The organism is Bradyrhizobium macuxiense, assembly GCF_001542415.1.
GTDB lineage: Bacteria > Pseudomonadota > Alphaproteobacteria > Rhizobiales > Xanthobacteraceae > Bradyrhizobium > Bradyrhizobium macuxiense.
This window is the reverse complement of record NZ_LNCU01000042.1, coordinates 85,335-109,529: the sequence shown is the minus strand read 5'-3', so window position 1 is coordinate 109,529 and position 24,195 is coordinate 85,335. Positions and strand designations below refer to the sequence as shown.

The following is a 24,195-nucleotide window of genomic DNA, read 5'->3' as shown; positions in this document are numbered from 1 at the left end:
AGGTCCTCAAACGTTCGTGCGGCGAACGGTCAGGTCGGACCGTTGATAGACGGCGGGAAGCAGGTCGACGCCGAGCCCCGGCCCTTCCATCGGATAGACATAGCCATCCTTGATCACGGGCATGGTGGTGACAAGCTCGTTGTACCAGCCCTTGTAGAAGGCGCGCACGGACTCCTGGATCAGCGTGTTCGGTTGGCTGAACGACATGTGGATCGCGGCGATGAAGCCGACCGGTCCGATGCAGTCGTGCGGTGCGAACGGCCGGTGATAGGTCTCGGCCATCGCCGCGATCTTGCGGCCTTCGGTGAGACCACCGGTCCAGCACAGATCGGCCATCACCACATGCATGGCGTCGCGGTCGAGCATGTCCTTATAGGGAAATCGTGAGCCGAGCGTCTCGCTGGCGCAAACCCAGACGTCGGTCGAGCGCGCATATTCGGCAAGCGCCTGCGGCGAGTTCATGCGGATCGGGTCCTCGTACCAGGTCGGCTTGTAGGGCTCGAGCGCACGCGCGATCTGCTTCGCGGTCGGCAGGTTCCACAGCGAGTGGAGCTCGACCATGATCTCCATCCTGTCGCCGACGGCCTTGCGGATTTTCTCAAACGGCTCGATTGCCTGCTTCATCTGCGCCGCGGTGATGTAGAGCCCCTTGTTCTCCTGCGCGGCCGGATCGAACGGCCAGATCTTCATCGCCGAGATGCCGCTCTCGAGCAGGCTCTCCGCGAGCGCATCGGCGCGGTTCATGAAGCCGTCGAGATCTTCGTACGGCCCCTGCGCCTTGCCAAGATTCCAGTTCGACACCGGGCTGATGTTGGTCGATCGGACATAACTGGTGCCGGCGCAGGTGTTGTAGATGCGTTGCTTGTCGCGGCAGAGACCGCCGAGCATCTGGTGCACCGGCTGGCCGCAGACCTTGCCGAACAGATCCCACAGCGCGATGTCGATCGCGGACGCAGCACGATACTCGACGCCGGTCGACGATTGCGCCATCGGCAGATTGAGCATGTCGCGATGTATCGCCTCGATATGCAGCGGATTACGCGCGAGCAGCCGGCCGGCAAAGGTGTCGTGGATCTGCGCCTCGACCGCGCCCGCGCCATAGAAGGTCTCGCCGAGCCCGATCAGTCCGGTATCGGTGTGGACGCGAACCCAGATCACGTTGGCGAATTCTTCCGTGCGCAGCGTTTCGATCGAGGTGATTTTCATCGCGATGTCCTCCCGGAACCCGCACGCGCACGGGCGCTTGTTCTTGATTGCGAATGCGCCCCCCGTTGTGGAGGCCCTTGAGGTCATTGATACGGCCGCTTGTAATATTTCACAACATGTTTTAAGCGAGGCGATCAATCGGGCTCACGCGATGGACGCGGGCCGGCGGGAGGAAACGAATGGTACGGCGCAAGCGCGCGCTTGAAATCGTCCGTCCCGGCGACGGGGACGAGGCCCCCGGCCGGCGCAATCGCATCAACTTCTTTGAGCTCGCCTATCAGCGGATCGAGGATCTGCTGGTCAATTGCGAACTGCGGCCGGGCCAGTTCCTCACCGTGCAGGATCTGCAGACCCTCACCGGCTTCGGCCGCACGCCGGTGCATAACGCGGTCAGCACGCTGTCCGCCGACACCCTGATCATCATCCGCCCGCGCCACGGCCTGCAGATCGCACCGATCGACCTGGCGCGCGAGCGCCTGCTGCTGGCGCTGCGCCGCGACCTCGAGCGCTTCGTCATTCGCCTCGCCGCCGAACGCGCCAGCCTCTCGCACCGCAATCAGGCCCTGCATATCGAGCGGGTGATGAAGGACAAACACGCGACGCTCACGCTCGATGAATTCAACAGCCTCGACCGCCGCATCGACAGCCTGATCCTGGCCGCCGCCGGCGAACCTTTCCTTGCCCACACGCTGCGGCCGCTGCACACGCTCTATCGCCGCATCGGCTTCATCCATCACAGCTACATGCCCGGACAGGCCGACCTGTCCGGCACCATCGACAGCCATCTCGCCATTCTCAACGCGGTGGCCAACCGCCGCGTCGACCGCGCGATGACGGCGAGCGACGTATTGATCGATCACATGGACACGATGTTCGAGGGCATGGAAGCCGGCATCGATCCACGGCTGCTCGATTGCAGCATCGAGCCGCTGCTCGGCGCGTAACACTTCAACGGACAACGGGAGCAATGCAATGACCACGATGGCACTTCCGCAGCAGACAGCGATCGACAGCGCGGTCCGCCACCTCGTCACTAACTACAGCCCGAAGGGCAACAAGGTCGGCTGGCTGATGATGGCCTCGATCCTGGTCGAGGCCTGGGATCTCTACTCGATCGCCTTCGTGCTGATCTTCATCAAGGAGCAGTACAATCCCGATCCGCTGATGCTCGGGCTCGCCGCCGCCGGCACGCAGGGCGGCGCGCTGATCGGCGCCCTGATCGGCGGCTGGCTGTCAGACAAGATCGGCCGCCGCGTGATGTTCATCGCGACCATGATCATGTTCATCGTGCTGGCGCTGGCGCAGTCCGTGGTGCCCAACGTGACCTGGCTGATCGTGATCCGCTTCCTGCTCGGCATTCCGCTCGGCAGCGATATCTCGACCGGCTACACCTACATCATGGAATCCATGGCCAAGGGCGAGCGCGAGGTCATGGGCAACCGCTGGCAGTTCATGTTCGCGGTCGGCGAGGTGCTGACGATCGGCGTCATCATCCTGTTCCTGCTCACCAACATGCAGCACGAGACGCTGTGGCGCGTCACGCTCGGCCTCGGCGCAGTCCCTGCACTGATCATCCTGATCATGCGCCACGACGTGCCCGAAACCGCTGTATGGCTGGTGCAGCGCGGCCGTTTCCGCGAGGCCAAGGAAGTCGCGCGACACATGTACAACGACGATCTGGCGATGCTGCCGGACCAGGACGTGGTCATGCCGAGGCCGCGCACGTCCGCCTTCATCGCCGATCTGCGCAAGGATCCGATCCGCTGGCGCGCCACCTTGTACGGCTGGATCGCCTGCTTCGCGCAAGGCAGCGAATTCTCCACCTTTGCGTTCTATCTGCCGGTGCTGTTCGCGATGGTCGGCGTCTCCTCCGTGCTCGGCAACAATCTCGTCACCATGGCGCTGTTCACGTTCGCCGCGGTGTCAGGCTGGGTCGGACCTCTGCTCACGCCGAAGATCGGTCACCGCGGCATCGCCATTGCGGGCTTCGGGATCGTGCTGGCTTCGCTGCTGGTCGCAGCGGCTGCGCTCTACACCGGCCACAAGTACATCCTGCCGTTCGCGGCCGCCGCCATGCTGTGGGGACACTATTGGGACGCCTCGAACTGCATGACGATCCCGACCATGGTCGCCAAGCCGCAATATCGCGGGACCGCGTCTGGCTTCTCCTACATGTTCGTGAAGCTGCCGTCGTTCCTGGCGATCTTCCTGTTCCCGTCGCTGTTCGCAGCGATCGGCCAGGCCAACGCGACGCTGCTCGTCGCGATCTTCCCGCTGATCGGGCTGCTCGCCGCGATCTTCATCCTGCCGGAGGTCTACGGATACGAGCACGACTGACGGCGCGAGGGCCGCAGGGAATTAGTCCCGGCGGCCCTGCACCCAGTGCTCGAGCATCTGCAGCGCCATCGCGCGATCGTCCTCGGAGGCCTTAGCGATCGCCCGGTTGTAGCTTTCCTTGATCCAGGTCTCATCAGGCGTCGCGCTGTCACGCGCCAGCGTCAGCCACATCAGGCCCCGCGCCCGCTGCGGCGGCAGGCGGTCGCCGTTGAACAGCATCTGGCCGAGCAGCGCCTGCGCCTGGTGCTGGCCCTTTTGCGCGGCCAGACCGAGCCAGCGGGCGCCATAGCGGAAATCGTCGCGCGAGGCGTCCGGCGTCTTCAGGTACAGCCTGGCGAGGTCGTACTGGGCGTCGGCGTTGCCGAAATAAGAGGCGGCATAGGAGAACATTTCCCGCGCCCGCTCGGTGTCCGGCTTGATCTTGGAATTGGGAATGCCGCTCAGATAGTAGCGGCCGAGCGCCACGAAAGCGTTCGCCACGACCGAGGCCTGTGGCGCCGACGGCGAGTCCTCGGCATGCGCATTGGCGATGCGGCTGAAATACTCGAAGGCCCGCAGATCGTCCTGCGCGACCCCATCCCCGTCGGCGTACATCTTGCCGAGCTTCCACTGCGCGATCGGGTGGCCACTCTCGGCCAGCGACATGACGGTGGAGTTCGACAGCGTGTCCGGCGAAGTGGCCGGCGCCGCGGTGCGCTTCAGGGCGGCCGCCGTACCGGGCTGCGGAGAAACCACCGGAAGCGCGGTATCCTTCGGGTTAACCGGGGCTCCATCGAATCCGAATCCGGGGCCCGCCACCGGAATGGCCCCTAACGCCAACGCAAATATCGTACGCCTAAACGTCCGCATAACACTGTTTCTCGTGCGCGCCACCCGGATGGGTGACAGCGCCATCCACCGCCGGCCCCACTTGCTCGGCGTACTTCCACAGCGCACCAGATGTGTGGTTAGTCGCGCGAGGGGCCCATTTGGTCTTACGATTTGCGAGCTCGGCGTCGCTCAATTTTACGTTAAGATCACCGGCCTCAGCATCGATCTCGATGATGTCGCCGTCCTGCAACAGGGCAATCGGCCCGCCGATGGCCGCTTCGGGCCCGATATGGCCGATACAGAAACCACGGGTGGCGCCGGAGAACCGGCCGTCTGTGATCATCGCGACCTTGCCGCCCATGCCCTGCCCGGTCAGCGCAGCCGTGGTCGCCAGCATCTCCCGCATGCCCGGCCCGCCCTTGGGGCCCTCGTAGCGGATGACGATGACCTCGCCTTCCTTGTAGGTGCGCCTCTGGACGGCCTCGAAGGCGTCTTCCTCGCGGTCGAAGCACCGGGCCGGACCGGTGAACTTCAGATTGGACATACCCGCGACCTTCACGATCGCACCCTCCGGAGCGAGATTACCCTTCAACCCGACAACACCACCTGTCACGGTGATCGGATTGTCAGCGGGCCGCACCACATCCTGGTGCGGATTCCATTTCACGCTTTTGAGGTTTTCGGCGATCGTTCGGCCCGTGACGGTCAAGCAATTCCCGTGCAGGTAGCCATTGTCGAGCAGCGTCTTCATCAGCAGCGGAATGCCACCAACCTCGAACATGTCTTTGGCAACATAACGGCCGCCCGGCTTCAAATCCGCGACGTAAGGAGTCTTTTTGAAGATTTCGGCAACGTCGAACAAATTGAATTTAATTCCGCACTCATGCGCGATCGCCGGAAGGTGCAGCGCAGCATTGGTCGAACCACCTGAGGCTGCAACGACAGCCGCAGCATTCTCAAGGGCTTCCCGGGTAACGATGTCCCGCGGGCGGATATTTTTCTCGATCAGCTCCATCACCTTCTCGCCGGCGGCGGCGCAGAAGGAGTCGCGGATCTCGTAAGGCGCCGGAGCCCCGGCAGAATACGGGAGCGCCAGGCCGATCGCCTCGGAGACCGTCGCCATGGTGTTGGCGGTGAACTGGGCGCCGCAGGCGCCGGCCGAGGGGCACGCCACCCGCTCGATCTCGTCCAGGTCCTCGTCCGACATCGCGCCGACGGAGTGCTTGCCAACGGCCTCGAACATGTCCTGCACGGTAACCGGTTGCCCGCGGAAGTTGCCGGGCAGGATCGAGCCGCCGTAGATGAAGATCGAGGGCACGTTCAGCCGGACCATCGCCATCATCATGCCCGGCAGCGACTTGTCGCAGCCGGCGAGGCCGACCAGCGCGTCGTAGGAATGGCCGCGAACCGTCAGCTCGACTGAGTCGGCGATGCATTCGCGCGACGGCAGCGACGAGCGCATACCGTCATGGCCCATGGCGATGCCGTCGGTGACGGTGATGGTGCAGAACTCGCGCGGCGTGCCGCCGGCCGAAGCCACGCCCTTCTTCACCGCCTGGGCCTGGCGCATCAGCGAGATGTTGCAGGGCGCAGCTTCATTCCAGCATGAAGCAACGCCGACAAACGGTTGATGAATCTGGGCTGTCGTCAGCCCCATCGCGTAGAGATAGGAGCGGTGCGGCGCGCGCTCGGGGCCCTCCGTCACGTGACGGCTCGGCAGCCTGCCCTTGATGTTCGTCTTGGCGTCCATCGCACGAACCTGTTTTCCAGCCGCCCCACGCCCAAACGCCGGAAGGATCAAAAATGTCCCGTCGTCATCGCGAGCACTGGTCAAATCGACTTTATGAACATGATCTCATGGAGGGGTGTGGCCAAAAAGCGGCGGGCACAGGATGCAGCTCAATGTAAGGTTAAATGATCGGCAACTGTTGCGACGACAACACAATCGTGACTATCGAGCAACCATGCATTACCGGTCCTTATGCCGCCTTCGAGGGAATCTACGCCGCCGCCCCCATCCGATCCGTGCTGGCGCGTGCCTACGGATCGCCGTCGCCCGCCGTCTCGACATCGACGATATCGATCCGCGACACCGACTTGCCCTTCCGCAGATCCTCGTATGACGTGGCCGCGCTCAGGCAGAACAACGTCCGCCTCTCGGCGCCGCCGAGCGCGCAGGCCAGCGCCCGGCGACCAGGAACCGCGATGCGCTCGCGCTCTGCGCCGTCGCGCCCGATCCGGATGAAGGCATCCTCCGTGAAGGACGCGACCCAGACCGATCCGTCACGATCGAGGCAGATGCCGTCGGGTTCATTTATGCGGCCGAGCCGTCCGCGGAGTTGCGGGCTGCCGTCCGGAGCGATGTCGTAGTCGGCGAGACACGCGCCATCCATTTCGGCGACAACGAGCCGAGTGTGATCGGACGACACGGCAATGCCATTGGGAAAGCGCAGGCCATCCGCGACCACGCGCGCGCTGCCATCCGGCATCACCAAGATGATCCGGCCGACGGCGCCGCGATTGTCCGGCGGCGGCAGGTCGAAGCCGAGATCGCCGACATAGGCCCGTCCCTGCCCGTCGACGATCATGTCGTCGATCGTGCCGGCGGCGAGTTGCGAGAGGTCGGCGTAAAGCGAGAGCTGACCGTCGGCAAACCGCAGCAGCCGTTTTCTGAACATCGTGAGCACCACGATGTCGCCGTCGGGCAACACCCCGAGGCCGCAGGGCGTGTCGTCGGTCACGGCGGCATGCTCCTGCCGTTCGCCCGACGAACTGATGCTGAGCAGTGTCCGAGCCATGCAGTCGACGAACCACAGCCGCCCGTCGTGCCACCGCGGCGCCTCGAAATAGCGGCCGCCATCCAGGATGGTTTTCAGTCGAGGCTCTGTCGTCATGCATCCTCCCGGCATCGTCCCTGCCCCGCGTGGAACTTTGGATTCCCTGCGGGTTCCACACCCTGCATTCCACATTTCGCCGCCTTTTCCCTGTTGAGTTGCGGCTATCTTAAGGGGTTGTGAATCGGGGTCTGATAATCTGCGGCCGATTGTGCCGCGTTTGAAAGCTGTTTGTGCCTGATGGTTTCGCAGGGGGGACCAGGGAATGAACCGTTGCCTACGCCCGCTGGCGTGCTTCGCCACCGTTGCCGCATTCGCGCTGCTTCCGGTCAAAGTGATCGCGAAGCCGCACCATCAACACCAGGCCAAGAACGCCCACGCCGCTGACAAGAAGGCGCATGGCGCCAAAGCATCGAGCGACAAGTCGGCGCGCGAGACGACATCCGGCAAGCGCAAGCACGCGAAACGCGGCGAGCAACGCAAATCCGCGAAGGCCAAATCCGCTCCTGCCAAGTCCGCGGACAGTGACAAGGCCACTGCGCCTGAGAAACCGGCCGGCCCGCAACTCTCGGGCGACCTTGCAGCTATCAAGGATGCGATCCTGGCGGCGCGCAGAGGCAAGACCAGCGATGCGACGGAGCTTCAGGCCAAGATCAGCGATCCTGCCGGGCGCAAGCTCGTCGAATGGTATCTGCTGCGCCACTCCGAGTCGCAGGCGAATTTCAGCCGCTATGCGGCGTTCATTGCCGCTAATCCGGACTGGCCGAGCATGGCGCTGTTGCGCCGTCAGGCGGAGGCGCGGCTGTGGCAGGAGCGCAGCGACGCGGCCACGGTTCATGGCTTTACCCTCGATCAGCCGATCAGCGCCAAGGGCAAGTTCGCGCTCGCGCGCGTGCTGCTCACTGAGGGCAACCGCGACGGAGCAACCGAGCTGGTCCGCGAGGCCTGGCGATCGGACGAGCTGTCGGATCGCACCGAGAGCGATGCCTATGATGCATTCCACGATCTGCTGACAAACGACGACCACCGCGCGCGGATGGACAAGCGGATCGGCGCCAAGGATCTCGTCGGCGCCCGACGCGCCGCGAAGCGGCTCGGCAGCGACGATCTGGCCATCGTGAAGGCCTGCAGCGCGGTGCGTGAGCAGTCGAAGAAGGCGCAGGACGCATTCGACGACGTTCCAGCCGATGCCCGCCGCGATCTCGGCTACACGCTCTGCCGCATCCAGTGGTTGCTGGCGCAGAACAAGATCGATGACGCGGCCCGCGTGACGATCGCCGCCGCGCCGGAGACCATGTCGCAGCAGGACACCGATCAGTGGTGGCGTGAGCGGCGCCTGCTCTCGCGCAAGCTGCTCGACCAAGGTCAGTTCCAGACCGCCTATGACGTGATCCGCCCCGCGGCACTGCCGGACAACCCGTACTACCGTTCCGACATGCACTTCATGAACGGCTGGATCGCGCTGCGCTATCTCGATGACGCCAAGACCGCAGCAGTGCATTTCGCGCGGATCGACGAAGGCCAGGCCAATCCGACCGTGCTGTCACGCGCCGCCTACTGGCGCGGGCGTGCGGCCGAGGCGCTCGGCAAGGCTACGGCAGCGCATGCGGACTACGAGGCCGCGGCGCGCTATCCGACCGCCTATTACGGTCAGCTCGCGCTCGCGAAGCTCGGGCGCGACAGCCTCGATCTCCACGCGCCCTCTCCGGGCGTTCTCGCCGGCCGTGCCGCGGGCGACGAGCGGGTCCGTGCTGCCGAGATGCTCTACGACATCGGCGAACCCGACGTTGTGCTCTACTTCGTCTCCGACCTCGCCGAGGAGAGTTCCGACGTCGACATGCTGCAAGCGCTCGGCGAGCTGACCGGCCGCCGCAACGATGCCCGCGCAATGCTCCAGATCGGCAAGATCGCACTCGCGCGCGGCTTTGCCTTCGACCACTACGCCTTTCCGATCATCGGCATTCCCAAGCACAGCCCGATCGCTCCCGATATCGGGCGCAGCATGACCTACTCGGTGGCGCGCACCGAAAGCGCGTTCGACCAGCGCGACAAGTCGTCGGCCAATGCGGTCGGGCTGATGCAGGTGACGCCGGAAGCCGGACGGGACACCGCAAAACGCTTCGGCGTCAGCTACGACTGGGACCGGATGGTTTCCGATCCCGTCTACAACACCCAGATGGGCGCCGCCGAGCTGAGCGCGTTGCAGTCGGAATATCACGGCTGCAACATCATGACCTTCGCGGGCTACAACGCCGGCCGCGGCCGCGTCCGCGACTGGATCAAGGCCTATGGCGACCCGCGCGATCCCAACGTCGATCCGGTCGACTGGGTGGAGCGGATCCCGATCTCGGAAACGCGCAATTACGTGCAACGGGTGATGGAGAACTTCGCGGTCTATCGTGCGCGGTTCGAGCACGCCGGCACGGCCGTGGCCGCAAAGAGCGGCGAAGGTGCGATAACGCAGGAGACGAACGCAGCGCCGGGGCAGTGACCGCGGGTGATCGAGGGATCACCGACTGCGCATCGTCCCCCAGGCAAGCGCTTGGGCCGTCGTTGCTTCAACGAAGGCGGTCTTGCCGTTTCGATACGCAGCGATGTCGTCCTTGGACGCGCTGGCAAGTTCACGTTTGATGGCGGCGTAAGCGCGCGCGGCCTCGGGATGGGCGCGGAGATAGTCGCGAAACAGGACAAGCTTCTGCCAACGGTGATGGGATAGCTCCATCACATGAACATGGTGGGTCCAAGGTCCGGGCGGTCCCTTGCGGAAAAACAGCTCGCCGGGCAGCCATGACTGGTACTCCGGCATGTAGATATAGCCGAGCGCGATCATCGGCTCGACATAGCGCCGTTGTGCCTCATCGAGATTTGGCACACCAACCAGCAGATCGATGATGGGTTTGGACGGCAGCCCCGGCACTGCCGTGCTGCCGATATGCTCGATGGCGAGTGCGAGACCTCCAAGCGCACCCTGGATCCTGGCGCGCTCCTGCTCGAACAGGGCCGGCCAGTCGGGATCATAGGCGGAGACAACGATCGCTCCTGCGCCGTACTTCTCCATGAGCGAACCCTATCGCTTGCCGGCTTGAGCCGCCGCGAGCCCTCAATCCACCTTCACATTAGCAGCCTTGATCATCGGCCACCACTTGGCGATCTCAGCCTTCTGCCAGGCGCCGAGCGCTTCCGGCGTGAGCTGGTCCTTCGGCGGCATCTGCAAGCCCAGATTTTCGAGCTGCTTCTGCACGGCAGGATCGCTCATCGCCTCGATCGCTGCGGCATTGAGCTGGGCCACGATCTCCTTCGGCGTCCCCTTGGGCACCCAGAGGCCCGACCACAGCGTCATGTGCAGTCCGGGCAAGCCGGCTTCATCGACGGTCGGGATGTCAGGCGCATTCTCGACCCGCTTGGAGTCGGTGACCGCATAGGCGCGGATGGTGCCGGCGCGGACCTGATTGATCGAGTTCGAGGTCTGGTCGATAATGATGTCGATCTGCCCCGCGACAAGATCGTTCAGCGCCGGTCCGGTGCCACGATACGGCACGAATTGCAGCTTGATGCCGGAAACATTCTCAAAATACAGGCCGGCGATGTGGCTGCCGCTGCCGGCGCCGGCGGTGCCCGCGGTCGGCGGCTCCGGGCGCGACTTCAGCCACGCCAGCAGCTCCTTGAGCGATTTCGCCGGCACGGCGTTCTTGCTGACGATGATCATCGGGTTGCTCGGCAACAGCACCACCGGCTCGAGATCGTCGACGAGGTCGTAGCCGAGCTTGTAGATCGCACCGTTCGCAACATGGGTGCCGAGATGGCCGAACGAGACGGTGTAGCCGTCCGGCGCCGCGCGCGCCGCGCGGCCGACGCCGATCGAGCCGCCTGCCCCCGTCACATTCTCGATCAGGAACACCTCGCCGAGCGACTGCTTCATGCGCTCGCCGAGAATGCGCGCCATCGCGTCCGACGGCCCGCCGGCGGCAAACGGCACCACGATGGTGATAGGATGCGAGGGATATTTTTCTGCCGACGCAATGCCGGTCAATGCCAACATCGCCAGCGCAGCCAGAACCAGTCTCCGCATCACCCTCTCCCTCAATCTTCTTGTTCTCATCATTTTTTGTTCTCATCATTTTTGAAGGGCCACCTTTCGACAAGATGGCCCTTCGGATGATGCGTCAGAACTGCGAGAAATCGATCGGCTTGTGGCGATCCAGCGTCCGGGTGACCGGCGGCAGCGGATATTTCAGACCACTCGCGCAATTGAACAGCATCACGCGATCGGTCTTGGCCACGCGACCGTCAGCGAGACTCTCCTTGTAGGCAGCATAGGTCGCGGCCCCCTCGGGGCACAGCAACAGTCCCTCCTCGCGCGCGACCTCGTTGAGCGCGGCAGAAATCTTGTCGTCATCGACGGCGATCGCAAAGCCCTTGCTCTCGCGCACCGCGCGCAGGATCAGGAAGTCACCGATCGCCTGCGGCACGCGGATGCCGGATGCGATCGTGTGCGCGTCTTCCCAGCGGGCCGCGTGCTCGGTACCTGCCTCATAAGCGCGCACCATCGGCGCACAGCCCGACGCCTGCACCGCGACCATGCGCGGGCGCTTCGAACCGATGAAGCCGATCTTCTCGAGCTCGTCGAAGGCCTTCCACATGCCGATCAGGCCGGTGCCGCCGCCGGTCGGATAGAAGATCACATCGGGTACCTCCCAGCCGAGCTGCTCGGTGAGCTCGAGGCCCATCGTCTTCTTGCCTTCGATCCGGTAAGGCTCCTTCAGCGTCGAGGTATCGAACCAGCCGACCTTGGCCTTGCCCTCGCCGACGATCTTGCCGCAATCATCGATGTAGCCGTTGACGCGGTAGACGGTGGCGCCCTGCAGCTCGATCTCGCTGACATTCACCTCCGGCGTGTCGGCCGGGCAGAAAATCGTCGTCTTGATCCCGCAGGAGGTTGCATAGGCCGCCAGCGCCGCACCGGCATTGCCGTTGGTCGGCATCGCCATGTGCTTGATGCCGAGCGCCTTGCCCATCGACACCGCCATCACAAGGCCGCGCGCCTTGAATGATCCAGTCGGCAGACGCCCCTCGTCCTTGACGATGATCTCGCCGCCGCCGAGTTTCGCGCCCAGCTTCGGCAGCCGGATCAGCGGCGTCGTGACCTCGCCGAGGCTGACGATGTCCTTGCACTTGCGCACCGGCAGCAGTTCGCGATAGCGCCACATGTCGGCCGGACGCTGCGCCAGCGCGTCCTTGGTCAGCGCCTTCTTTACGCCGGCGAGGTCGTAGCGCACCAGCAGCGGCTTGCCGGCCTTGGAAAGGTTGTGCACCAGGTCGGCGGGATAGTGATCCCCCTCCATCGCGCATTCGAGATGGGTGACGAAGGTCGGGCGTTCGATAGTGAGGTTGTCGTTGTCTTTCACGGATTCTGATCTTTCTTGGTCTTTGTGATTTCATCCCCGTCGACCCGTCCCCCTGAGAAGGCCGCAAAGCGGCCGTCTCGAAGGGCGACGAGCCCCGCTGCTCGATCCGGGCCGTGCATCCTTCGAGGCTCGCTACGCGAGCACCCCAGCGACGAAGGCGAAGCCTTCGCGCGGGGATGACGGATAGCCACGATCATTTCGGAGCGCCGCTCCGCCCGTCAAATATTCAACACCCGGCCGTAAGCGTCGAGCACCGCTTCCTTCATCATTTCGGACAATGTCGGATGCGGGAACACGGTGTGCATCAGTTCCTCTTCCGTGGTCTCCAGGTTCATCGCGACCACATAGCCCTGGATCAGCTCGGTGACCTCGGCGCCGATCATGTGCGCGCCCAGGAGCTGGCCAGTCTTCCTGTCGAACACCACTTTCACGAGGCCCTGGTCCTCGCCGAGCGCAATCGCCTTGCCGTTGCCGACGAACGGGAAGCGGCCGACGCGGATCTCGCGGCCGCCCTCTTTTGCCTTCGCCTCGGTCAAGCCGACGGAGGCGACCTGCGGGTTGCAATAGGTGCAGCCCGGGATCATGAGCTTGTCCATCGGGTGTGGATGCAGGCCCTTGATCGCCTCGATGCAGATCACCCCCTCATGCTCGGCCTTGTGCGCGAGCATCGGCGGGCCGGAAACGTCGCCGATCGCGTAGATGCCCGGGATGTTGGTCTTGCCGAGCCCGTCGATCACGATGCAGCCGCGGTCGGTCTTCACGCCGAGCTTCTCCAGCCCGAGATTTTCGATATTGCCGACCACGCCGACCGCCGAGATCACGCGCTCGAACTCCTTGGTCTGCGGCTGGCCCTTACCGTCGTCGATGGTCGCGACCACGCTGTCGGTCTTTTTCTCGAGCTTGGTGACCTTGGTCGAGGTCATGATCTTGATGCCCATCTTTTCGAACCGCTTGCGAGCGAGCCCTGCGATCTCCGCGTCCTCGACGGGAAGGATCTGCGGCAGCACCTCGACCACGGTGACGTCGGCGCCCATCGTGTGGAAGAACGACGCGAACTCGATGCCGATCGCGCCCGAGCCGACCACCAGCAGCGACTTCGGCATCCGCTCCGGCACCATCGCCTCGAAATAGGTCCAGACCAGCTTCTTGTCGGGCTCGAGGCCCGGCAGCACGCGCGGCCGCGCACCGGTCGCAACGATGATGTGCTTCGCCTGATAGGTGCCCTCGCCGCTCGCACCCTTCGGCGCTTCGACCGTCGACTTCTTCACCGTGATCTTGCCGGGCGCATCGATCGTCGCGTCGCCCCAGATCACAGTGACCTTGTTCTTCTTCATCAGGAAGCCGACGCCGTCATTCAGGCGCTTCGAGACACCGCGCGAGCGCTGCACCACGGCCTTTGGATCGTAGGACACGTTGTCCGCCGACAGCCCGTAATCCTTGGCGTGCTGCATGTAATGGTAGATTTCCGCCGAACGCAGCAGCGCCTTGGTCGGGATGCAGCCCCAGTTCAGGCAGATGCCGCCGAGATAGGCCTTCTCGACGATCGCGGTCTTGAAGCCGAGCTGTGCCGCGCGGATCGCCGTCACATAGCCGCCGGGGCCGGAGCCGATGATGATGACGTCGAACGATGTATCGGCCATTACCTGTACTCCTGCCAGACCATGCCGAGCAGCACGGACCAAACCAGCGCGAGTACGCCGGTCCCGATGATCAAGATCCTGAACTGGATCGTGGATATGAGGTCGCGGTTAACCGCGACAAGCAACGCGATGGCAATGGCGGCGAGGAGGACGTACGGACCTGACATCACGTACATGACAGATTCCCGTCAGACCATCATCATGACGGGATTTTCGATCAGCTGCTTGAACGCGCCGATCAGCTCGGCGCCGAGCGCGCCGTCGATCGCGCGGTGATCGCAGGACAGGGTCACGCTCATGATGTTCGCGATCTCGATCTTGCCGCCACGCACCACGGGGCGCTCCTCCGAGGTACCGACCGCAAGGATCGATGCATGCGGCGGATTGATCACCGCGGTGAAGTGATTGATGCCGTACATGCCGAGGTTGGACACCGCCGTGGTGCCGCCCTGGTACTCCTCCGGCTTCAGCTTGCGAGCGCGGGCCCGTGCGGCAAAATCCTTCATCTCGTTGGAGATGGTCGACAGTGTCTTGGTCTCCGCCTTGCGGATGATCGGCGTGATCAGGCCGCCCGGCATCGCGACCGCGACGCCGACGTCGGAATGCTTGTGCTTGAGCATGCCGCCTTCGGTCCAGCTCACATTGCAGTTCGGGATCTTCTGCAGCGCGACCGCCATCGCCTTGATGACGAAGTCGTTGACCGAGATCTTGTAGAGCGGCTTCTTCTCCTTGTCCTTCGGCGCCGACGCGTTGATCTCCTCGCGCGCGGCGAGCAGCTTGCCGATGTCGCAGTCGATGGTGAGGTAGAAGTGCGGGACGTTCTGCACCGAAGCGGTCAGGCGCTGCGCGATGGTGCGGCGCATGCCGTCATGCGGCACGATTTCGTAGGAGCCCGGCTCGAACAGCCCGAGGATCTGCTTGTCGGACATCGACGGCGCGATGCTCGGTCCAGCCGCAGGAGCCGCCGCCGGAGCCTTCAGGCCCTTGCCTGACCTGGCCTCCTCGACATCGCGTGCGACGACGCGGCCATGGGGGCCGGTGCCGGTGATGCGCGCGAGATCGATGTTGGCTTCCTTGGCGAGACGGCGTGCCAGCGGCGAGGAGAATATCCGGGCGTGGCCATTGACCTGCGCGGCCGGAGCGGCGGCAGCTTGAGGCGCCGGTGCAGCGGCTGGTTTCGGTGCGGGTGCTGCCGCCGGTGCGGNCGGCAGGCTTCGGCGCTTCAGCCGGCTTCGGTGCCGGCGCGGCTCCTGCCGCGGCCCCTGCGCCGGCGCTGGCCGCTGCCTTCACATCCTCGCCGTCGCCGGCCATCACGGCGATGACGTCGTTAACAGGCACATCCTGCGTCCCCTCGGGCACCAGGATCTTCGCGATCGTGCCCTCGTCGACCGCCTCGACTTCCATCGTCGCCTTGTCGGTCTCGATCTCCGCGATCACGTCGCCGGACTTGACCTTGTCGCCCTCTTTCTTGAGCCACTTGGCGAGGTTGCCCTTTTCCATCGTCGGCGACAGCGCGGGCATGAGAATGTTGATCGGCATTGTCAGTGACCTTGTTGCGACCGCGGCATGGTCTTGCCCATGTCGGTCGGCCGGGCGATTTCGGCTTCAAACATCTCAACGATGCGCGCGAGCGCCTCGTCCTCGGTGTATTCGCTCTCGCGCGAATAGGCCCGCGCGGCGTGGCGGGCGATGTCGACGAGCAACAGCCCCCACATGTCCGGCTCTTCAAAGGCGCGCTGGAACGCGATCGACAAACCACCGTCAACGACGAACGCGCGCAGCACCTCGATGGCGTCATCGCGCCCCATCACGTCGGGCGGCAGCGGCTGTTCCTGGGGACCGGCCATGGGCTCTTACCGGTACGACACGGCCTTGGCGGCCTCGACCACCTCGGCGACGGAGGGCAAAGCCAGCTTTTCCAGATTGGCCGCGTAGGGCATCGGCACGTCCTTGCCGGAGACGCGCGCGACCGGTGCATCCAGGTAGTCGAAAGCCTGCTCCATAATCCGCGCGGCAACCTCAGCGCCGACGCCACTCTGCTGCCAGCCCTCCTCCACCGTCACCGCGCGCCCGGTCTTCTTCACCGATGCGATGATGGTCTCGGTATCCATCGGACGGATGGTGCGGAGATCGATGACCTCGGCCTCGATGCCCTCCTTGGCGAGTTCTTCGGCGGCCTTCAGTGCATAGGACATGCCCATCGACCACGAGACGATGGTGACGTCCTTGCCTGCTCGCGCCACGCGCGCCTTGCCGATCGGCACGATGAAATCCGGCAGCTTCGGCACTTCGCCGGTATGGCCGTACAGCACTTCGTTCTCGAGAAAGATCACCGGATTGGGATCGCGGATCGCGGCCTTGAGCAGGCCCTTGTAGTCGGCGGCCGAGTATGGCGCGACCACCTTCAAGCCGGGCACCTGCGAATACCAGGCGGTGTAGTCCTGGCTGTGCTGGGCGGCGACGCGAGCGGCCGCGCCGTTCGGGCCGCGGAACACGATCGAGCAGCCCATCTGGCCGCCGGACATATAGAGCGTCTTGGCGGCGGAGTTGATGATCTGGTCGATCGCCTGCATCGCGAAATTCCAGGTCATGAATTCGACGATCGGCTTGAGGCCGGCCATAGCCGCGCCGACACCGACGCCGGCAAAGCCGTGCTCGGTGATCGGCGTGTCGATCACGCGCCGCGCGCCGAATTCCTGCAGCAGACCCTGGGTCACCTTGTAGGCGCCCTGATACTCAGCGACCTCCTCGCCCATGACGAAGACATCGCCGTCGCGCCGCATCTCCTCGGCCATGGCGTCGCGCAAGGCTTCGCGAATGGTCTGCGTGACCATCTCGGTGCCGGCAGGGATTTCGGGGTCGGGCGGAGCAACGGCAGCAGGTGCGGCCGGTGCCTTCGCATCGGATTTCGGCTGCGGCGCTTCGGCCTTGGCTTCAGCCGGAGCCGCCACCTCTGCGGCCTTCGGCGGTGCCGGCGCGGCGGGCGCCTTGGCGAGGTCGGCGGCACTCTCGCCGTCGACCAAGATGGTCGCGATCGGCGTGTTCACTGCGACGTCAGCTGTGCCCTCCGCGATCAGGATCTTGCCGAGCGTGCCCTCATCGGTGGCCTCGACCTCCATTGTCGCCTTGTCGGTCTCGATCTCGGCGATCACGTCACCGGACTTGATCGTCTCGCCTTCCTTCTTCAGCCATTTGGCGAGGTTGCCCTTCTCCATGGTGGGCGACAGCGCAGGCATCAGCACTTGAATGGGCATATCAGCTCCAGAAATCGGTCTTGAAATTCTTCTGCGCGGGTGCGGTCAGCGGTAGATGTCGGTGTAGAGCTCGGACGGATCGGGCTCGGGATCGTGCTGCGCGAAGTCAGCGGCTGCGTTCACGATCTCGCGCACCTCGGCATCGATCGCCTTGAGGTCCTGCTCGCTCGCACCAGCGCCCATCAAGCGGTTGCGCACCTGCTCGATCGGGTCCTGGTCGTGGCGAACCTTTTCGACTTCCTCGCGCGTGCGGTACTTCGCCGGATCGGACATCGAGTGGCCGCGATAGCGATAGGTCTGCATCTCCAGGATGATCGGCCCGTTGCCGCCGCGACACCACGCAACAGCTTCGTCGCCGGCGGCCTTCACGGCACGCACGTCCATACCGTCGACCTGCCTGCCGGGGATATTGAAGGAGGCGCCGCGCTTGGAGAAATCCTGCTGCGCGGAGGCGCGCGACACCGAGGTGCCCATGGCGTAGCGGTTGTTCTCGATGACGTAGATCACCGGCAGCTTCCACAGCTCCGCCATGTTGAAGCTTTCGTAGACCTGGCCCTGGTTGGCCGCGCCGTCGCCGAAATAGGTGACGCTGACGGCATCATTGCCCCGATAGCGGTTGGCAAAGGCAAGGCCGGTGCCGAGCGACACCTGAGCACCAACGATGCCGTGACCGCCGTAGAAGTGCTTCTCCTTGCTGAACATATGCATGGAGCCGCCCTTGCCCTTGGAGTAACCGCCACGGCGTCCGGTCAGTTCAGCCATCACGCCCTTGGCTTCCATGCCGCAGGCCAGCATGTGGCCGTGGTCCCGGTACCCGGTTATGACCTCGTCACCGAGCTTCAAGGCCATCTGCATACCGACGACGACCGCTTCCTGGCCGATATAGAGATGGCAGAAGCCTCCGATCGCACCCATGCCGTAGAGTTGGCCGGCTTTCTCCTCGAAGCGCCGGATCAGAAGCATGTCCCGCAGCGCCTTGAGTTCCTGCTCCTTGGTCAATTCGGGCGGAGACCCAGCCTTCTCCTGCCCTGATTCCTTTGCGACGCTTTTCTTGGGTGCGGCCATGGCAATTCCGGATGAGAGAAGTTGATGAACCCTCTCTAACCCAACTCAAATCGCCTTGGAAGGATTGCGTTCGCTGGATGGAATTTTGGTTTGCCGCACTGCAACGCGGCGCGACATTTTTGTGATGCCGCGTGAGCGAATTTGAAATTTGAGAACGTCAGTTCGGCTTGTTGATCCGAACCAGATCGTGCGGATTGACGTAGTCGAGCTGGAAGCGCGCGCGCTCCTCCAGCATGTCAGGATCGACGCGGTCCGACCGCAACAGCGATACCCGCTGCTCGCCCTCGGCCCGCTCCTTCTTCAGCCGCGCGAGCTCCGAGGTCAGCGCGATGATCTCCTGATCGAGTTCCTGTCGAGCGTTCAACCCGTACTTGCCGGTATAGGCATTGACCCCGAAATAGCCGACCATGAGCGCCGCCAACGTGTAGAGGGCGAGCCCGGTCAGGATCGATTTGAGTCGTGTGCGGGAAACCATGGCCGCCACCATGCGGCGGCCATGTTAATGGACGCTTAAGAGCGGGGGCGACCGCTTATTTGTTGTGCGCCTCGACGTGGGCCGCGAACGCTGCGATGTACTGCTGCAACACGGTCTTCAGGGATTCCTTGACCAGTTCACCCTTCTCGTCGAAGCCGTCGCCGACGCCGTTCAGATAGATTTCCGGCTGCTGCAGGATCGGGCCCGAGATGCCCGGCAGAATGTTCTGCAGATGCTTGGCCGCGCTGACGCCGCCGAGCGGGCCCGGCGAGTTCGAGATGATACCGGTCGGCTTGCCGTTGAACGAGCTCTTGCCATAGGGACGCGAGCCGACGTCGATCGCATTCTTCAGCACGCCGGGGATCGAGCGGTTGTACTCGGGGGTGACGAACAGGACGCCGTTCGACTTCTGCAGCTTCTCGCGGAAGGCAAGCCAGTCCGCCGGCGGCGCCGCCTCGAGGTCCTGGTTGAAGAACGAGATGCCGTGGAGCGTCGTGACGTCGAGCTTCAGTGAGGCGGGCGCGAGCTTGGCCAGCGCATTGGCGATCTTGAGCGACCAGCTCTCCTTGCGGATGCTGCCGACGATGGTGACGATGTTATAGGCCATAGCAATTCCCTCACGGTTTGCGCTTGAAGCTGGACGGGCGCCTTCACCTACCGGTGCGGCGAGAAGGATGCAAGTGCATGGATCGTGCAATTTAGGAAACGCAGCGTTTTTGAATTGGCGCCATCACGATCCCCCAGCCAGTCCGGTTTGCCAAGGCGGCATTGTCCCGCGCCCGCCTCAGGCAGATGCAGGGGATGCGTCTGCGGCAAATTGTCGACATGTTCGTCTCAATATATTGCCGGCGGATTCCCGGATTATTCGGCCTACCGACGAGAGGCGAACGAATGACAGAGCGCAAGACACGGATTGCGATCCTGTTCGGCGGGCGCTCCGCCGAGCATGACGTATCGCGGGCATCGGCAGCCAACGTGCTGCGCTCCCTCGATCCCGATCGGTATGACGCCACGGCGATCGGCATCACCCGGGAAGGTCGCTGGATTGTTGCCGGCGCGGGGAACGGCGCCGGCACCGGTAGCGGTGCGCTGGCCATTCCGAACGATGGACCGCAACTGGCCTTGCTGCCGGGAGGACAAGGCCGCGCGCTCGTTCTGGACGGACACACGACAGTGCGGGACTTGCCGGCGTTTGATGTCGTCTTCCCGGTCCTGCACGGCCCCAACGGCGAGGACGGCACGGTCCAGGGCGCGCTTGAACTGTCCGACGTGGCTTACGTCGGCTCGCGCGTGATGGGATCGGCGGCGGCGATGGACAAGGACGTCGCCAAGCGGCTGATGCGCGATGCGGGATTGCCGATCGTCCCCTATGTCGCCATGTCGGCTATGGCGCCGATCGCCTATGACGATGCAGTCGCCGCCGTCGGATCGCCGGAGCTCTTCGTCAAACCTGCCAACATGGGGTCGTCGGTCGGCGTATCGAAGGCGCGGACGGCTGGCGAGTTCGACACTTGCTGCAAACTGGCCTTCCGTTTCGACAGCAAGATCCTGATCGAGCGAAGCCTCGCGCCGATACGTGAGGTCGAATGCTCCGTGCTCGAAGACGCCACTGGCCTCATCCGCGCATCTCAGCTCGGAGAGATCGTGCCATCAGACAAGCACGGCTTCTATTCTTACGACGCGAAGTATCTGGATGCGGACGGCGCCCTGCTTCGGGTGCCTGCCGATGTGCCGCCCGCCCTCGCCGATCGTATCCGGGAGCTCGCAATCAAGACGTTTCGCGTGCTGGGCTGCGAAGGAATGGCGCGCATCGACTTCTTCCTGCACGGCGAGCAGGCGTTCGTGAACGAAGCGAACACCCTTCCCGGCTTCACCGATATCAGCATGTACCCGCGGCTCTGGGAGGCGACCGGACTGCCGCAGTCCGAACTGATGGACATCTTGATCGGCCACGCCCTGGAGCGTCACAAGCGCTCCAGGACTCTCGTGTTCGAACGTGAGTGATCGTGTCGCGCGGCCGTTCGGACCCGCGGATGTTGGCTCACATCGCCTTGTTGGGATTGATCAGGAATTTCTCGCCGGTCGCGCGCTTGCCGTAGACCGCGATGTTGTCGAGCTGCAGCGTCTCCTGCAGCGACACCACCTTGGTGTAGTGGCTGGCGAACGTGGTCTTCAGCTCCGCCAGCACGCGCTGGCGCAGCTTGTTGCCGGCCTCCGGACCGATCTTCATCAGGAACGGGAACAGCAGCCAGCCGCCGACGCCCCAGGCCATGCCGAAGCCGCGCGGCAGTTCGATCGAACGGGTGTCGAGGCTGCCATACACATAGACCTGCTTGTGCACATTCGAACCGTAGCGGCTGTAGGCCTTGGCGGACTTGTTGATCGCCGCCTCCATCGCGAGCAGGATCTGGCCCGCGAGCTTGCCGCCGCCGATCGCGTCGAAGGCGATGGTCGCGCCGGTTTCGACCAGCGCGTTGGTGAGATCGTCCGTGAAGCTGGGCGCGCTGGAATCGACGACGTGCTTGGCGCCGATCTTGTGCAGGATGTCGGCCTGCTCCTTGTTGCGCACGATGTTGACGAGGCCGATCCCGTCCTTGAGGCAGATCTTGTTGAGCATCTGGCCGAGGTTGGATGCGGCTGCCGTATGCACCAGCGCCTTGTGCCCTTCGCGCCGCATCGTCTCGGTCATGCCAAGCGATGTCAGGGGATTGACGAAACATGATGCGCCGTCGGCCGGCGTGGCGCCATCCGGCAACGGCAGGCATTCATTGACCCGAAGCGTGCGGTATTGCGCATACATCGCGCCGCCGATCATCGCGACCGTGCGCCCCATCAGCGCCTTGGCGGCGTCCGAGGAGCCCGTCCGGATCACGACGCCCGCGCCCTCGTTGCCGACAGGCATGGAGTCGTCGAGCCGCGCCGCCATACCGGCCATTGCCGCCTCTGGAACCCGGGCAGTCACGACCGGCAATTCCCGCGTGCCGGAGACTTTGGCCGTCGACATGTCGGCCGGGCCGATCAGAAGGCCGAGATCGGACGGATTGATCGGCGTCGCCTCGACCCGGACCACGACCTCGTCGGGGCCCGGCTCGGGCGTCGGGACATTGACCAGCGATAGCTCAAGCTCGCCATTCCTCTTGAGCAGCGAACGCAGTTGCAGACCGCTTTTGCCGTCACTCATCCCGACCTCCCTCTTTTGTGTTTATTCGAGTCTGGATCAGTTGGGGCGCTAGACGAGCGCCTTCAAGGCCGACCTGCCGGCATATTTCGATTGCGTGCCGAGCTGCTCCTCGATGCGCAACAGCTGGTTGTACTTGGCGGTGCGGTCGGAACGGGCCAGCGAGCCGGTCTTGATCTGCCCGCAATTGGTCGCGACCGCGAGGTCGGCGATGGTCGAGTCTTCCGTCTCGCCGGAGCGATGCGACATCACCGAGGTGTAGCCGTATTTGTGCGCGAGCTCGACCGCAGCCAGCGTCTCGGTCAGCGTGCCGATCTGGTTGACCTTGATCAGGATCGAATTGCCGCGACCGTTCTTGATGCCGTCGGCAAGACGGGTGACGTTGGTGACGAACAGGTCGTCGCCGACGAGCTGGCACTTCTTGCCGATCGCGTCGGTCAACTCCTTCCAGCCGTCCATGTCGTCCTCGGACATGCCGTCCTCGATCGTGACGATCGGATAACGGCCGACGAGATCGGCGAGGTACTTGACCTGCTCGGAGCGCGAGCGGGTCTTGTTCTCGCCGCCATAGACGTAAGAGCCTTCCTTGAAGAATTCGGTGGAGGCGCAGTCGAGGCCGAGCATGACGTCGTCGCCCGCCTTATAGCCGGCCTTGCCGATCGCATTCATGATGAAGTCGAGCGCGGCATCCGCGGACGGCAGGTTCGGCGCGAAGCCGCCTTCATCGCCGACATTGGTGTTGTGGCCGGCCTTCTTCAATTCACCGCGTAGCGTGTGGAAGATTTCCGAGCCGCAGCGCAGCGCCTCGGCGAAGGTGGCGGCGCCGACCGGCAGGATCATGAACTCCTGGAAGTCGATCGGATTGTCGGCATGCACGCCGCCATTGATGATGTTCATCATCGGCACCGGCAGCGTCCGCGCCGAGGTGCCGCCAACGTAACGAAAGAGCGGCATCTCGTGCGACTCGGCGGCTGCCTTGGCGCAGGCAAGCGAAACGCCGAGAATGGCGTTGGCGCCAAGCCGGCTCTTGTTCGGCGTGCCGTCGAGATCGATCATGATCTGGTCGATGGCGACCTGGTCCTCGGCGGCGTGGTCGCTCAGCGCCTCGTAGATCTCGCCGTTGACGGCGGCGACCGCCTTCTGCACGCCCTTGCCGAGATAGCGTGCCTTGTCGCCGTCGCGCAGTTCCACCGCCTCATGCGCGCCGGTGGAGGCCCCCGACGGCACCGCCGCGCGGCCGATTGACCCGTCCTCCAGCACCACATCAACCTCGACCGTGGGATTGCCGCGGCTGTCAAGGATTTCGCGGCCGATGATGTCGATGATGGCAGTCATGAGAACCTCTTTTGGCGGTCAGGGGATCGTATGGCGGTGCTTCTACCGCAATGCATCGAGGCGGAAAAGGCCGGGTGACGGCCGCCGGATCATTGGCTAAGAGGACGGCACGGAGACCACCAATGGCGAAAAAGTCCAGCAAATCGAAGACGTCACCTGCCCTGCAACTGGGCCGTGCCGTCGAATGGCCCGACAGCCCGGAAAAGGCGGTCCTGGACCGCGTACCAAACCCCCAGGCTGGTACCGATTATCTGGTACGCTTCACCATCCCGGAGTTCACTTCGATCTGCCCGGTGACAGGACAACCGGATTTCGCGCATCTGGTGATCGACTTCGTGCCTAGCCGCTGGCTCGTCGAATCCAAGTCGCTGAAGCTCTATGCTGCGAGCTTCCGCAATCATGGCGCGTTCCATGAAGATTGCACGGTCATGATCGGCAAGCGGATCGCCGAGGAGATCAAGCCGAAATGGCTGCGCATCGGCGGCTACTGGTATCCGCGCGGCGGCATCCCAATCGATGTGTTCTTCCAGACCGGGCGGTTGCCAAAAGGGCTCTGGGTTCCCGATCAAGGCGTCGCACCGTATCGCGGACGCGGCTAGTCGGCGCGCGCCGAACTCAGCGGCACGATCATCAGAGACACCGACGCGAATGAGCGG

General features: G+C 64.1%; 22 protein-coding genes and 1 pseudogene. 5 read left to right on the top strand and 18 right to left on the bottom strand.

What is annotated here, in order from left to right:
• Nucleotides 1–6: 6 nt before the first annotated feature.
• The gene (locus AS156_RS15455; protein WP_066505571.1) at nt 7–1,206 is read right to left on the bottom strand and encodes a mandelate racemase/muconate lactonizing enzyme family protein; all 1,200 of its coding nucleotides are present in this window, start codon (nt 1,204–1,206) and stop codon (nt 7–9) included.
• Nucleotides 1,207–1,385: 179 nt separating this feature from the next.
• On the opposite strand from AS156_RS15455, the gene AS156_RS15450 reads away from it, so the two are divergent.
• Both AS156_RS15450 and AS156_RS15445 read left to right on the top strand, forming a co-directional pair.
• Nucleotides 1,386–2,150, top strand: a complete 765-nt coding sequence (locus tag AS156_RS15450; protein WP_066505569.1) for a GntR family transcriptional regulator — start codon at nt 1,386–1,388, stop codon at nt 2,148–2,150.
• A gap of 28 nt (nt 2,151–2,178) precedes the next feature.
• Nucleotides 2,179–3,543 carry an MFS transporter gene (locus AS156_RS15445; RefSeq protein WP_066505568.1) on the top strand — a complete coding sequence of 455 codons (1,365 nt, stop codon included), beginning with the start codon at nt 2,179–2,181 and terminating at the stop codon, nt 3,541–3,543.
• Between the two features lie 21 nt (nt 3,544–3,564).
• Here the strand turns inward: AS156_RS15445 and AS156_RS15440 are convergent, their stop codons facing one another.
• The 3 genes from AS156_RS15440 to AS156_RS15430 all read right to left on the bottom strand — a co-directional run bounded on the left by AS156_RS15440 (nt 3,565) and on the right by AS156_RS15430 (nt 7,247).
• The gene (locus tag AS156_RS15440) at nt 3,565–4,392 is read right to left on the bottom strand and encodes a tetratricopeptide repeat protein (RefSeq protein ID WP_066505567.1); all 828 of its coding nucleotides are present in this window, start codon (nt 4,390–4,392) and stop codon (nt 3,565–3,567) included.
• The gene (ilvD, locus tag AS156_RS15435; RefSeq protein ID WP_066505566.1) at nt 4,379–6,103 is read right to left on the bottom strand and encodes a dihydroxy-acid dehydratase; all 1,725 of its coding nucleotides are present in this window, start codon (nt 6,101–6,103) and stop codon (nt 4,379–4,381) included. Before ilvD ends, AS156_RS15440 begins: the two co-directional genes overlap by 14 nt.
• Nucleotides 6,104–6,392: 289 nt before the next feature.
• A complete protein-coding gene (locus tag AS156_RS15430; protein ID WP_066505564.1) occupies nt 6,393–7,247 on the bottom strand; it encodes an SMP-30/gluconolactonase/LRE family protein in 855 nt (284 codons plus the stop codon).
• A 205-nt stretch (nt 7,248–7,452) separates the two neighbouring features.
• Here AS156_RS15430 and AS156_RS15425 point away from each other — a divergent pair, with 205 nt between their 5' ends.
• The gene (locus tag AS156_RS15425) at nt 7,453–9,678 is read left to right on the top strand and encodes a lytic transglycosylase domain-containing protein (RefSeq protein ID WP_066505563.1); all 2,226 of its coding nucleotides are present in this window, start codon (nt 7,453–7,455) and stop codon (nt 9,676–9,678) included.
• 18 nt (nt 9,679–9,696) lie between these two features.
• On the opposite strand, the gene AS156_RS15420 is transcribed toward AS156_RS15425, so the two are convergent.
• The 12 genes and pseudogenes from AS156_RS15420 to AS156_RS15375 form a co-directional block, all read right to left on the bottom strand.
• The gene (locus AS156_RS15420; protein WP_066505560.1) at nt 9,697–10,245 is read right to left on the bottom strand and encodes a GrpB family protein; all 549 of its coding nucleotides are present in this window, start codon (nt 10,243–10,245) and stop codon (nt 9,697–9,699) included.
• 42 nt (nt 10,246–10,287) lie between these two features.
• Entirely contained in the window at nt 10,288–11,256 is a 969-nt protein-coding gene (locus AS156_RS15415; protein WP_066505557.1) for a tripartite tricarboxylate transporter substrate binding protein BugD, read from the bottom strand.
• 94 nt (nt 11,257–11,350) lie between these two features.
• Nucleotides 11,351–12,592, bottom strand: a complete 1,242-nt coding sequence (locus AS156_RS15410) for a threonine synthase (RefSeq protein ID WP_066505555.1) — start codon at nt 12,590–12,592, stop codon at nt 11,351–11,353.
• Between the two features lie 218 nt (nt 12,593–12,810).
• Complete coding sequence (gene lpdA, locus AS156_RS15405) at nt 12,811–14,232, bottom strand: dihydrolipoyl dehydrogenase (RefSeq protein WP_066505552.1); 1,422 nt, start codon at nt 14,230–14,232, stop codon at nt 12,811–12,813.
• Entirely contained in the window at nt 14,232–14,408 is a 177-nt protein-coding gene (locus AS156_RS43310) for a hypothetical protein (protein WP_201456042.1), read from the bottom strand. The genes lpdA and AS156_RS43310 overlap by 1 nt, the downstream gene beginning before the upstream one ends.
• A gap of 12 nt (nt 14,409–14,420) precedes the next feature.
• A pseudogene (locus tag AS156_RS15400) lies at nt 14,421–15,436 on the bottom strand (2-oxo acid dehydrogenase subunit E2); the annotation flags it as partial.
• A gap of 1 nt (nt 15,437) precedes the next feature.
• On the bottom strand, nt 15,438–15,771 hold a 334-nt coding region (locus AS156_RS44385; protein WP_245312825.1), incomplete at its 3' end, for a biotin/lipoyl-containing protein.
• A 2-nt stretch (nt 15,772–15,773) separates the two neighbouring features.
• On the bottom strand, nt 15,774–16,079 hold the full coding sequence (locus AS156_RS15395) for a DUF5076 domain-containing protein (RefSeq protein ID WP_066505551.1): 306 nt from the start codon (nt 16,077–16,079) through the stop codon (nt 15,774–15,776).
• A 6-nt stretch (nt 16,080–16,085) separates the two neighbouring features.
• Nucleotides 16,086–17,486 carry a pyruvate dehydrogenase complex E1 component subunit beta gene (locus tag AS156_RS15390; protein ID WP_066505548.1) on the bottom strand — a complete coding sequence of 467 codons (1,401 nt, stop codon included), beginning with the start codon at nt 17,484–17,486 and terminating at the stop codon, nt 16,086–16,088.
• 45 nt (nt 17,487–17,531) lie between these two features.
• On the bottom strand, nt 17,532–18,551 hold the full coding sequence (pdhA, locus tag AS156_RS15385) for a pyruvate dehydrogenase (acetyl-transferring) E1 component subunit alpha (protein ID WP_066505541.1): 1,020 nt from the start codon (nt 18,549–18,551) through the stop codon (nt 17,532–17,534).
• 157 nt (nt 18,552–18,708) lie between these two features.
• Nucleotides 18,709–19,026 carry an FtsB family cell division protein gene (locus AS156_RS15380; RefSeq protein ID WP_066505882.1) on the bottom strand — a complete coding sequence of 106 codons (318 nt, stop codon included), beginning with the start codon at nt 19,024–19,026 and terminating at the stop codon, nt 18,709–18,711.
• Nucleotides 19,027–19,081: 55 nt separating this feature from the next.
• Nucleotides 19,082–19,633, bottom strand: a complete 552-nt coding sequence (locus tag AS156_RS15375) for an NADPH-dependent FMN reductase (protein WP_066505540.1) — start codon at nt 19,631–19,633, stop codon at nt 19,082–19,084.
• A gap of 284 nt (nt 19,634–19,917) precedes the next feature.
• Here AS156_RS15375 and AS156_RS15370 point away from each other — a divergent pair, with 284 nt between their 5' ends.
• Nucleotides 19,918–21,030: a D-alanine--D-alanine ligase family protein gene (locus tag AS156_RS15370; protein WP_066505538.1), complete on the top strand. Its 1,113-nt coding sequence runs from the start codon at nt 19,918–19,920 to the stop codon at nt 21,028–21,030.
• A gap of 37 nt (nt 21,031–21,067) precedes the next feature.
• Here AS156_RS15370 and AS156_RS15365 read toward each other — a convergent pair whose 3' ends face one another.
• Nucleotides 21,068–22,207 carry a zinc-binding dehydrogenase gene (locus tag AS156_RS15365; protein ID WP_066505535.1) on the bottom strand — a complete coding sequence of 380 codons (1,140 nt, stop codon included), beginning with the start codon at nt 22,205–22,207 and terminating at the stop codon, nt 21,068–21,070.
• A gap of 48 nt (nt 22,208–22,255) precedes the next feature.
• Nucleotides 22,256–23,539 (bottom strand): phosphopyruvate hydratase, encoded by a 1,284-nt coding sequence (gene eno / locus AS156_RS15360; RefSeq protein ID WP_066505533.1) that lies wholly within the window; start codon nt 23,537–23,539, stop codon nt 22,256–22,258.
• Between the two features lie 122 nt (nt 23,540–23,661).
• On the opposite strand from eno, the gene queF reads away from it, so the two are divergent.
• Nucleotides 23,662–24,138, top strand: a complete 477-nt coding sequence (queF, locus tag AS156_RS15355; protein ID WP_066505531.1) for a preQ(1) synthase — start codon at nt 23,662–23,664, stop codon at nt 24,136–24,138.
• Nucleotides 24,139–24,195 lie beyond the last annotated feature (57 nt).

Coding starts and splice junctions, on each gene's coding strand:
- AS156_RS15455 (WP_066505571.1), bottom strand. CDS start 1,206: ATGAAAATCACCTCGATCGAAACGCTGCGCACGGAAGAATTCGCCAAC.
- AS156_RS15450 (WP_066505569.1), top strand. CDS start 1,386: ATGGTACGGCGCAAGCGCGCGCTTGAAATCGTCCGTCCCGGCGACGGG.
- AS156_RS15445 (WP_066505568.1), top strand. CDS start 2,179: ATGACCACGATGGCACTTCCGCAGCAGACAGCGATCGACAGCGCGGTC.
- AS156_RS15440 (WP_066505567.1), bottom strand. CDS start 4,392: ATGCGGACGTTTAGGCGTACGATATTTGCGTTGGCGTTAGGGGCCATT.
- ilvD (WP_066505566.1), bottom strand. CDS start 6,103: ATGGACGCCAAGACGAACATCAAGGGCAGGCTGCCGAGCCGTCACGTG.
- AS156_RS15430 (WP_066505564.1), bottom strand. CDS start 7,247: ATGACGACAGAGCCTCGACTGAAAACCATCCTGGATGGCGGCCGCTAT.
- AS156_RS15425 (WP_066505563.1), top strand. CDS start 7,453: ATGAACCGTTGCCTACGCCCGCTGGCGTGCTTCGCCACCGTTGCCGCA.
- AS156_RS15420 (WP_066505560.1), bottom strand. CDS start 10,245: ATGGAGAAGTACGGCGCAGGAGCGATCGTTGTCTCCGCCTATGATCCC.
- AS156_RS15415 (WP_066505557.1), bottom strand. CDS start 11,256: ATGCGGAGACTGGTTCTGGCTGCGCTGGCGATGTTGGCATTGACCGGC.
- lpdA (WP_066505552.1), bottom strand. CDS start 14,232: ATGGCCGATACATCGTTCGACGTCATCATCATCGGCTCCGGCCCCGGC.
- AS156_RS43310 (WP_201456042.1), bottom strand. CDS start 14,408: ATGTACGTGATGTCAGGTCCGTACGTCCTCCTCGCCGCCATTGCCATC.
- AS156_RS15395 (WP_066505551.1), bottom strand. CDS start 16,079: ATGGCCGGTCCCCAGGAACAGCCGCTGCCGCCCGACGTGATGGGGCGC.
- AS156_RS15390 (WP_066505548.1), bottom strand. CDS start 17,486: ATGCCCATTCAAGTGCTGATGCCTGCGCTGTCGCCCACCATGGAGAAG.
- pdhA (WP_066505541.1), bottom strand. CDS start 18,551: ATGGCCGCACCCAAGAAAAGCGTCGCAAAGGAATCAGGGCAGGAGAAG.
- AS156_RS15380 (WP_066505882.1), bottom strand. CDS start 19,026: ATGGTTTCCCGCACACGACTCAAATCGATCCTGACCGGGCTCGCCCTC.
- AS156_RS15375 (WP_066505540.1), bottom strand. CDS start 19,633: ATGGCCTATAACATCGTCACCATCGTCGGCAGCATCCGCAAGGAGAGC.
- AS156_RS15370 (WP_066505538.1), top strand. CDS start 19,918: ATGACAGAGCGCAAGACACGGATTGCGATCCTGTTCGGCGGGCGCTCC.
- AS156_RS15365 (WP_066505535.1), bottom strand. CDS start 22,207: ATGAGTGACGGCAAAAGCGGTCTGCAACTGCGTTCGCTGCTCAAGAGG.
- eno (WP_066505533.1), bottom strand. CDS start 23,539: ATGACTGCCATCATCGACATCATCGGCCGCGAAATCCTTGACAGCCGC.
- queF (WP_066505531.1), top strand. CDS start 23,662: ATGGCGAAAAAGTCCAGCAAATCGAAGACGTCACCTGCCCTGCAACTG.